The sequence below is a fragment of the Acanthopleuribacter pedis genome, from assembly GCF_017377855.1.
GTDB classification, from domain to species: Bacteria; Acidobacteriota; Holophagae; order Acanthopleuribacterales; family Acanthopleuribacteraceae; genus Acanthopleuribacter; species Acanthopleuribacter pedis.
The window spans coordinates 1-8,981 of the sequence record NZ_JAFREP010000003.1 but is presented as its reverse complement, the minus strand read 5'-3'; the positions used below and the strand labels follow the sequence as shown (position 1 = coordinate 8,981).

The 8,981-nt window shown below is 56.8% G+C and carries 9 protein-coding genes; 6 read left to right on the top strand and 3 right to left on the bottom strand.

The genetic code is table 11. The annotated features are described in order from the left end of the window. The first annotated feature begins 409 nt into the window (after nucleotides 1-409). From zwf to eda, 5 genes are all read left to right on the top strand, one after another. Entirely contained in the window at nucleotides 410-1,891 is a 1,482-nt protein-coding gene (zwf, locus tag J3U88_RS03575) for a glucose-6-phosphate dehydrogenase (RefSeq protein WP_207856787.1), read from the top strand. After that, nucleotides 1,891-2,610, top strand: a complete 720-nt coding sequence (pgl, locus tag J3U88_RS03570) for a 6-phosphogluconolactonase (protein ID WP_207856785.1) — start codon at nucleotides 1,891-1,893, stop codon at nucleotides 2,608-2,610. The genes zwf and pgl overlap by 1 nt, the downstream gene beginning before the upstream one ends. Before the next feature lie 66 nt (nucleotides 2,611-2,676). After that, nucleotides 2,677-4,503 carry a phosphogluconate dehydratase gene (edd, locus tag J3U88_RS03565; protein WP_207856783.1) on the top strand — a complete coding sequence of 609 codons (1,827 nt, stop codon included), beginning with the start codon at nucleotides 2,677-2,679 and terminating at the stop codon, nucleotides 4,501-4,503. An 81-nt stretch (nucleotides 4,504-4,584) separates the two neighbouring features. Then, the gene (gene glk, locus J3U88_RS03560; RefSeq protein WP_207856781.1) at nucleotides 4,585-5,592 is read left to right on the top strand and encodes a glucokinase; all 1,008 of its coding nucleotides are present in this window, start codon (nucleotides 4,585-4,587) and stop codon (nucleotides 5,590-5,592) included. Then, complete coding sequence (eda, locus tag J3U88_RS03555; protein WP_207856779.1) at nucleotides 5,589-6,227, top strand: bifunctional 4-hydroxy-2-oxoglutarate aldolase/2-dehydro-3-deoxy-phosphogluconate aldolase; 639 nt, start codon at nucleotides 5,589-5,591, stop codon at nucleotides 6,225-6,227. Before glk ends, eda begins: the two co-directional genes overlap by 4 nt. A 126-nt stretch (nucleotides 6,228-6,353) precedes the next feature. On the opposite strand, the gene J3U88_RS03550 is transcribed toward eda, so the two are convergent. From J3U88_RS03550 to J3U88_RS03540, 3 genes are all read right to left on the bottom strand, one after another. Beyond that, a complete protein-coding gene (locus tag J3U88_RS03550; protein ID WP_207856777.1) occupies nucleotides 6,354-6,554 on the bottom strand; it encodes a PLDc N-terminal domain-containing protein in 201 nt (66 codons plus the stop codon). 184 nt (nucleotides 6,555-6,738) lie between these two features. Beyond that, a complete protein-coding gene (locus J3U88_RS03545; protein ID WP_207856776.1) occupies nucleotides 6,739-7,089 on the bottom strand; it encodes a hypothetical protein in 351 nt (116 codons plus the stop codon). 273 nt (nucleotides 7,090-7,362) lie between these two features. Then, a complete protein-coding gene (locus J3U88_RS03540; protein ID WP_207856774.1) occupies nucleotides 7,363-7,560 on the bottom strand; it encodes a hypothetical protein in 198 nt (65 codons plus the stop codon). A gap of 813 nt (nucleotides 7,561-8,373) precedes the next feature. Here J3U88_RS03540 and J3U88_RS03535 point away from each other — a divergent pair. Then, a partial coding sequence (locus tag J3U88_RS03535; protein ID WP_207856772.1) for an IS110 family transposase occupies nucleotides 8,374-8,981 on the top strand: 608 nt, incomplete at its 3' end.

The window sequence follows — 8,981 nt, the reverse complement described above, 5'->3', positions numbered from 1 at the left end:
CCACCCCGTCGTCCGCGTCGACGACGACGCCGAAAACAACGACGGGGTCGCTTCACCCCTTGCCTTGACCCGCTTATGTTGTTAGTCTGGGACTGACATTCATACCGCTCTCAACTGTCACCCCAACCCCCCACCTTCACCACGTCGCAGTCGTGGTTCCCCCACAAAAACCATGAATTTTGGTCATCGCACGCATTTGATTCGTTTTTTTTACGTTTCCCTTATTGACGACCTTGCCTCGGAATTCCCCTTTCCCGGCAGTGCATTCGTGTGGGTCTCCATCTGCGACACCTTACGGCAGGTTTCCCCTCGTCCGCCCCGCGCGGACCTTGCGACCCCTCGCCTTGCGCCGTGCTCTCCGGCGTGACGAGGTCCGCACATTTCTATGTAAAGGAACGGTACGATCACCATGGAACCTAAAATCATTCCCGTCCAACCCTTCGATATGGTTATCTTCGGCGGCACCGGCGATTTAGCAATGCGCAAAATCCTGCCCGCCCTCTATTACCGCGACAAAGACAAACAAATGCCGGTCGAAGGCCGCATCATCGGTATTTCGCGCGCCAAGATCACCCAAGAGGATTACATCGCCCAAGCCAAAGCCGCGCTGGTCGAGTACGTCGCCGCGAAAGACTTGGACGACGACACCGAGGCACGTTTCCTACAACGCCTCCACTACTTCACCCTCGACGCCAAAGGCGACAACGGTTGGCAACCGCTCATCGACCTGCTCGCCGCTCGGCCCCAGGTGGTTCGCGCCTTCTACCTTTCGACCCCGCCCAAACTATTCGGCCCGATCTGCCAGAACCTGGCCCGCAAGAACCTGATCACGGAGAGCTCACGCGTGGTCGTCGAAAAACCGATTGGGACGAGCCTGGCCTCGGCGCAAAAGATCAACGAGGAAATCGGCGCGGTCTTCCAAGAGAACCAAATCTTCCGCATCGACCACTACCTGGGCAAGGAAACGGTCCAGAACCTGATGGCGTTGCGTTTCGCCAACTCGTTGTTTGAACCGCTGTGGAACCACCAATGGATCGACCACGTGCAAATCTCGGTCGCGGAAGCCATCGGCATCGGTGGACGGGGTGAGTACTACGACAGCTCAGGCGCCTTGCGCGACATGGTCCAAAACCACATCCTCCAACTGCTGTGTATCGTCGCCATGGAACCACCCGTTGTTTTCGGCGCGGACGCGGTTCGCGATGAGAAACTCAAAGTCCTGCGTGCCCTGCGCGCCATCGGCCCCCGCGAGGTACGCCAGAAAACGGTACGTGGCCGCTACGCGTCGGGCGCGGTCGACGGTAAGTCGGTGATCGGTTACATGGAAGAAGAGGGCGTGCCCCAGGACAGCATCACCGAAACCTTTGTCGCCATCAAAGCCGAGGTCGACAACTGGCGCTGGTCCGGCGTGCCTTTTTACCTGCGCACCGGCAAACGCATGCCGGAACGCCGCTCCGAAATTGTGATTCAATTCAAGGAAACGCCGCACCTGATTTTCCCCAAAAACGTGAACCAGGTGCGCTCCAACCGCCTCGCCATCCGCCTGCAACCCAAGGAAGGCATTCGCCTGTACCTGATGACCAAGGTCCCCGGACCCGGCGGCATGCGCATGCGCCAGGTTCCGCTGAACCTGAGTTTTGCCGAGGCCTTTCAAGATCGCTTCCCGCTCGGTTACGAACGCCTCCTGATGGATGTGCTGCGCGGCAACGCCACCCTGTTTATGCGCCGCGACGAGGTCGAAACAGCCTGGTCCTGGTGCGAACCCATCCTCCAGGGTTGGGCCGAGATGAGTGAAAAACCACAGTCCTACAACGCCGGTACCTGGGGCCCGACCTCTTCCATCGCCCTGGTCGAGCGCGACAACCGCACATGGTACGAGGAAGGTTATTAATGAGCCCAGCATCGGATCAATCACCCGTTTCGGAACTCCACTTTGAAACCCGCGACCTGCTTTTCGAACAGCTCTGTCTCACCGTGGTCGACCAGCTCAACCAGGCAATCAGGCAACGGGGTTCGGCGAGCCTAATCGTTTCCGGCGGCAGTACCCCCAAGCCGCTGTTCGCCCTGCTGGCCCAAAGTGAACTGGACTGGGCCAAGGTCACGGTCACCCTGGCGGACGAACGCTGGGTCGACGAGGACGACCCCGCGAGCAACGCCAAATTGGTGCGCGAGAACCTGCTGGTCGGCCACGCCGCGGCGGCTTCTTTTCTCAGCCTCAAAACCCCCGAGTCCACCCCGGAACAAGGCGAAAAAACCTTGAGTGATCGTTTGGCGGTCCTGGTGGAGCCCCTCGACGTGGTGCTGCTCGGCATGGGCGGCGACGGCCACACGGCCTCGCTGTTCCCCAAGGGGGACCAGTTGGCACGCGCCTTAAGCGGTACCGGCGGCACGCGCTGCTGCGCGATGCGCGCACCCGGCGCGGCCCAACCACGCATGACCCTGAGCGCCCCCTTCCTGCTCCACGCCCGTCAGGTCGTGATCTTGTGTACCGGCGAGGACAAACGCCGCGTTTTTGAGGAAGCACGCGCCGGCGGACCGGTTGAAGATTTACCGATTCGCGCGTTTTTGCAACAAACCCCCACCCCGGTCGCCTTTTACTGGGCGCCCTAACCCGAATCCCCAAACGATGGATTCGGCCGGGCCGCGGACCCCTCCGCGCCCCTTCCGAGGTTGGAAATGAGTCTACACCCCGTGGTTCACGATGTAACGGAACGCATCAAAAAACGCAGTGCAACGACCCGCGCGGCTTATGTAGCGCGCATGGAAAAAGCCCTGGGCGAAGGCCCGCACCGCAACGTGCTCTCGTGCGGCAACCTGGCCCACGGCTTCGCGGCCTGTAACCTAACGGACAAAACGGCGTTGCGCGGCAACCAACGCGCCAACATCGCCATCGTCTCTGCTTACAACGACATGTTGTCGGCCCACGAACCTTTGCAAACCTATCCCGAGATCATCAAACAAGCGGCCCGCGACGCGGGCGCGGTGGCCCAATTCGCCGGCGGCGTGCCCGCCATGTGCGACGGCGTCACCCAGGGTCAGCCCGGCATGGAGCTGTCGCTGTTCAGTCGCGACGTGATCGCCATGGCCACCGCGGTGGCGTTGACCCACAATATGTTTGACGCCGCCCTGTGCCTGGGTGTGTGCGACAAAATCGTGCCGGGCATGCTGATGGGCGCGCTGGCCTTCGGCCACCTGCCCTGCATCTTCGTGCCGGCCGGCCCGATGCCCTCCGGCTTGCCCAACAAGAAAAAGGCCGAGGTGCGCCAGCTTTTTGCGCAAGGCAAGGTCGATCGTGAAGCCCTGCTGGACGCCGAGTCCAAGAGCTACCACAGCCCCGGCACCTGTACCTTCTACGGCACCGCAAACAGCAACCAAATGCTGATGGAAATCATGGGTCTGCACCTGCCCGGCACCGCGTTCGTGAATCCCGGTACGGAGTTGCGCCACAAGTTGACCGCGGCCACCGCGGAACGCGCCGCCGCCATCGCCGCCTTGGGTGAGACACCGATGCCGCTGTACAAGGTGATTGACGAACGCGCCATTGTCAACGGCGTGGTCGGCTTGCTGGCCAGCGGTGGTTCCACCAACCACACCATCCACCTGATCGCCATCGCCCAAGCGGCCGGCGTACAGTTGAACTGGGATGATTTCTCCGAGCTTTCGGCGGTTACCCCCTCGCTGACACGCATCTACCCCAACGGCCAAGCCGACGTAAACCACTTCCACGCGGCGGGCGGCATGAGTTTCCTGATCCGTGAGTTGTTGGGCGCGGGTTTGGTCCACGGCGACGTCAACACGGTGGCGGCCCACCTAGGCGAGGGTCTGCACGCCTACACCAAGGAACCCTTCCTGGACGGCGACAGCCTAACCTGGCGCGAGGGCGTGACCGAAAGCGGCGATCCCGAAATATTGGCCTCGGTCGCGAAACCCTTCAGTCCCAACGGCGGCGTGGTGGTTTTGCGGGGCAACATGGGGCGCGGGGTGATCAAGGTTTCCGCGGTGAAACCAGAGCACCGCGTGGTTGAGGCACCGGCCGTGGTATTTAATGATCAGAACGAATTGCTGGCCGCCTTTCAAGCAGGCGAGCTGGAAAAGGATTGTGTCGCGGTGGTGCGTTTCCAAGGACCCAAGGCCAACGGCATGCCGGAACTCCACAAGTTGACACCTTCGCTCGGCGTCATGCAGGACAAAGGTTACAAGGTGGCCCTGGTCACCGACGGCCGCATGTCCGGCGCCTCGGGCAAGGTTCCCGCGGCGATTCACGTCACGCCGGAATGTCTGGACGGTGGTCCGTTGGCCAAGGTTCGCGACGGCGACATCGTCCGGGTCGATGCCGAGCAGGGCGTTCTGGAAGCCAAGGTCGCCCCCGAGGAGTGGGCCCGCCGCGAAACACCGCAACCGGACCTGACCGAGGTACACCACGGCTTGGGCCGCGAGTTGTTCGCCCCCTTCCGCGCCGCGGTCAACGGGGCCGAGGCGGGCGCGGGCGTTTTTTCCGCGTAAACGATGACACAACGCCGGTACGGTGGTGCGTACCGGCGTTATCCAAAATTCTCATGCACCACGGTTGGAGGGAGCAGCACGTTGTCCAAAAAGAAAAACCAACACTTTTTCGGCTTGATCGGCGATATCGGCGGCACCAACGCTCGATTCGCCCTCTGGCGCGGCAATGGGCCGGAAAAGATACAAATCCTGTCCTGTCGCAATTACACAACCCTGGAAGAAGCGATTCTCGCCTACCTGGGTCAACAGCTGGGGGTTCACGACATCAAACCCTCGATGGCGTCCCTGGCGGTGGCGGGCCCGGTTACCGACGACCACGTCAACCTCACCAACCTCGGCTGGAACTTTTCCATTGAAGAGATGCGCCGCGATTTAGGTTTTGACCATTTCGAGGTATTCAACGATTTTCGCGCTTTGGCTTTGTCGCTGCCGCACCTGGGTGCAAAGGACTTATTCAAAGTCGGCCCGGAAGAAAACGAGGCCGAACAGGGCCCCAAACTGGTGCTTGGACCGGGAACCGGGCTGGGTGTCGCGGGATTGGTTCCCTGTGACAGCCGCTGGATCGCGGTTCCCGGAGAGGGCGGTCACGTTTCCTTCTCGCCGGAAACCGAACAAGAGGACCGTATCCTGACGTGGTTCCGCCGCAAGGTCGGCGGTCGCGTGTCGGTGGAGCGGCTGATCTGCGGGCCGGGTTTGGAGATGCTGTACCGGGCGATGTGTGACCTGGAAGGCTGGCAGCCGCAGTTCAACACGGCGCGCGAAATTACCGAGGCGGCCCTCGCCAACGCACCCAATGAACGGGTGTGCTTGGACATGTTCTGCGGCATGCTGGGATCCTTGGCCGGTGATTTGGCACTGGTGTACAACGCCTTCGGCGGCGTGTACATCGGCGGCGGGATCATTCCACGCATGCTCGATTTCTTCGCCGAAAGCTCATTCCGGCTGCGTTTCGAGGACAAGGGGCGTATGACACCGCTGACCTCGTCGATGCCGACCTGGGTCATCACCCATCCGATGCCGGCGCTAACCGGCGCCATTGCCGCCATCCAAGACTTGCCCCGCCCAACCACGCCAGGAGGACTGTTATGACGACGTACCCTATAGAAACCATTACCGCCGCCGCCCCCGTGGTTCCGGTGGTCATCATCAAAGAAACCCGCCAGGCCGTGCCTTTGGCACAGGCACTGCTGCGCGGCGGTGTGAAAATCATCGAAATTACGCTGCGCACCCCGGTCGCCCTTGACTGTATCAGCGCGATAAAAAAAGAGGTGCCCGACATCATCATCGGCGCGGGCACGATTATGAACCCGAGCCAACTGGAAGCGGCACTGGAGGCGGGCGCCCATTTCGGCGTGTCCCCGGGCTCCACCGCAACCCTACGCGATGCCGTTAAGGCCAACGGTATGCCCTTCCTCTTTGGCGCGATCACACCCAGTGAGGTGATGACCTTGTTGGACGATGGGTTTCAGTACGTGAAATTCTTCCCGGCCGAAGCCAGCGGCGGCATCAAAACCTTAGCTTCCTGGCAAAGCCCCCTGGCTAACGCCAAGTTCTGTCCCACCGGCGGGATCGATGTCATCAAAGCCAAAGAATACCTTAACCTGGGCAACGTGGTCTGCGTCGGCGGCAGTTGGGTTGCGCCGATGCACGCGTTAGAAAACGACGATTGGCCGATCATCGAACAACACGCCGCCCAGGTGATGGCTTTGGCTGAGGATATATAAGTTAAAAGGCGCGGGATCTTCAGATCCCGCATGACCTTCTTAGCCGCGTAGGCTGAAGCATTCAGCCTGGAAGAAAAAACACATCTTCAACGCGACAGAAGCGCCGAATAGGCGGTTATAGTTCTGTTATGCGTTAACGCGGGTGGTACGAACGCCACCAAAAATAGCGTAGAGAATGAGGCCGACCAGAGGCAAAAGCAAGATTACGAGCGACCAGCCAACTTTGTAGAGCATTGATGAGGGAGAAGAGAGAATCTGGAACAATGCAATAATATCCAGAATAAAAATAACAAGTCCAAACAGGGTGCCTACTGATGCGAATTCCATGAAATACTCCTTATAGATTGAGGTAAGAGAATGTCGAGTTAAGAAACGGCTTGAAAGGTAAAGAGAAAATTAACGTGCGTCGATTTGGAAGAGACGTAAAGTCGGTGCCGGTTAAAAGAAGATCAATCGATTAATTTCATGGCTACAGCCGACTACCTTTTGACTTACTTTGTTAAATTATTGATTACTTACGCTTAAGAAAGGCGGAAGCGAGGATCCCGAGACCGAAGGCGCTGCCCACGTAAACAAAGGGGCGTTCCTTAATGCTATTCTCCACGCGGTTCAAAGACTTTTTGGTCACCTCGGTAGAGGACTCAATCATCTCTTTACTCGTATCCATCACATTTTCTTTTACGCGGTTCACTTCGCGAGCACCCAATTCGGTGATGACCTGGGTTAAGGAAGCCAAATCCTCGCGCAGCACCTTCATGTCTTCACGAATATTTTCGACTTCTTTTGCAGGAGACAACTCCTTCTCTTTTTGGGTAAAATTGCTAACATTGTTTGATTCTTGTAATTGTGCCTGGGGCGTCATAAGTCCATCCTTTTTAGGTAAGTAGAGAGTTACGTTTCGTTGAATCCGCGAGCAATGCCCTTCAGTTCCAGATAGGCACATTCCCAATCAGGGATGCACTTAACCGATGCTGAAAACATGTGAGATGCCTACAGAGGAGCCCAGAAGAGATCAAACCCATCCAAGTTTTCTCTAGTAGTATTCCCAATGCGGTATTTCATGGTGTATTAACTTGCTAAAACGACTGTAAAGCGCTTAGCCTTTGAAGATTTTGGTGTTAAGGCGAAAGAAAAATTAACCTTCGTCATCGGTGTGATCGTCAATTTCATCCTTAACTTCTTCCTTAAGTTCCTTGGCCGAAGCTTGTACCTTTTCAATCTTTTGGTCAATCTTCTTACCGGCCTTTTCCATGGTTCCTTCTTTCTCTTGAGCACAACCCAGGAGGAATGTACTTAACAAGAGAATAATAATAACTGATTTAAAACGTTTCATCATTTCACTCCTTTTTGTTTTGCTGCTTCACTCTATTGCAACCACAATGCCAAAACCAACAAAACAAAAACAAACCTATATCTGCCAACAACTTAAACCAAATCCAAAACAGGCATACACCCATGCAATAAACGTCCCACCCCAGCAACATCTACAAAACGCCGGCATTTTTTTCAAAACACCTTAGATCGACCACGCCGGTCCCTCAGGAAGACCCGGAGAAAGTGCAAACCGGCCACCATGAAAAAAAATAAGGCCTGGGTTTCAAGCCACGAGACAGGGCTTGATCAGGTTGATCGCTTGGCGAGATTTTGGAGGACTCAGGTTCCGCGACAGGCATTGCTCTCTGACAGGCCCGCTCTACATAAATACACGAGAACCCAAGCGCAAAACGCCTTGCCCCCACGCGCCAACGACCCGTTCAAAGCATCAATGAATGACGGCGATCTTACCTAAGAAGCGCGATAACTCGCGGTAATTTTGGCTAAACCTCTTATGTGTAGCGGGGCACCTCGCATCTCGGAAACCAAAAATAGCGTGATGTGATGTCCCAGCCACTCGATTTTGAAGCTAATGTGTTTAATACACAGAAGTTTAGCGGAAATCCCCGGCAGCTTGGCCGAGCTGCCGGGGTGGTAGGTTCGGAGCCGCTCAAACCTCCGAGACGTCTTTGACAGTCCGTAGCCCAGATTTAGCCCGCTCCTACCCCGCACCCTCCAAAGACCGAACACTATCTTGGTCTCAGTTTTGAAGACCGAACTTATAAGGATGGTTTACAGGGTGCGGCCACATTATAGGCCAAGAGGTACGTTAATGACCCAACAAATCACAGCTTGGTGTGGCATAGATGTTTCAAAAGCAACCTTTGATGCTGCATTTTTGTGTAACGAATCAAGTGATCATATCCGTAGAATCCCCGTAAAGAACTTCCGTAACGACGGGAACGGGGTCCGATCATTTCTAGCTTGGCTGAAAAGACTGGAAGCGAACACCAAAATCCCTCTTCAGGGGGTTCGTGTGGTTATGGAGGCAACAGGCCGGTACTCAACGAAGTTGTTTGACCGATTGATGGAGAAACGCCCCGAACTCAGGCCGGCAATCATCAATTCAGCCGCGGCCGCGAAGCACCGCGAGAGCTTCCACCTAAAGCACAAAAACGATAGCCTCGATGCTCGTGCGCTTAGTTATTTTGGTCGCGAAAGAGAGCCACGCGAATATGAGGCGCCATCGCCGCGACTGCTGGAAATTAGTCAGTTGGTAAAACTGCGTCGGTCCATGGTCGATGAACGGGCTCGTTGGAAGCTGAGGCTTCAGGCTTCACTTTTGCAACCCGAAGCATCACGAATTGAACAAGTTATCGCCTTCAAAACAGCGATGATTGAGGACACAGAAGCAGAGATCAGGCGGCTCATCGGCGAAGA

Coding starts and splice junctions, on each gene's coding strand:
- zwf (WP_207856787.1), top strand. CDS start 410: ATGGAACCTAAAATCATTCCCGTCCAACCCTTCGATATGGTTATCTTC.
- pgl (WP_207856785.1), top strand. CDS start 1,891: ATGAGCCCAGCATCGGATCAATCACCCGTTTCGGAACTCCACTTTGAA.
- edd (WP_207856783.1), top strand. CDS start 2,677: ATGAGTCTACACCCCGTGGTTCACGATGTAACGGAACGCATCAAAAAA.
- eda (WP_207856779.1), top strand. CDS start 5,589: ATGACGACGTACCCTATAGAAACCATTACCGCCGCCGCCCCCGTGGTT.
- J3U88_RS03550 (WP_207856777.1), bottom strand. CDS start 6,554: ATGGAATTCGCATCAGTAGGCACCCTGTTTGGACTTGTTATTTTTATT.
- J3U88_RS03545 (WP_207856776.1), bottom strand. CDS start 7,089: ATGACGCCCCAGGCACAATTACAAGAATCAAACAATGTTAGCAATTTT.
- J3U88_RS03540 (WP_207856774.1), bottom strand. CDS start 7,560: ATGAAACGTTTTAAATCAGTTATTATTATTCTCTTGTTAAGTACATTC.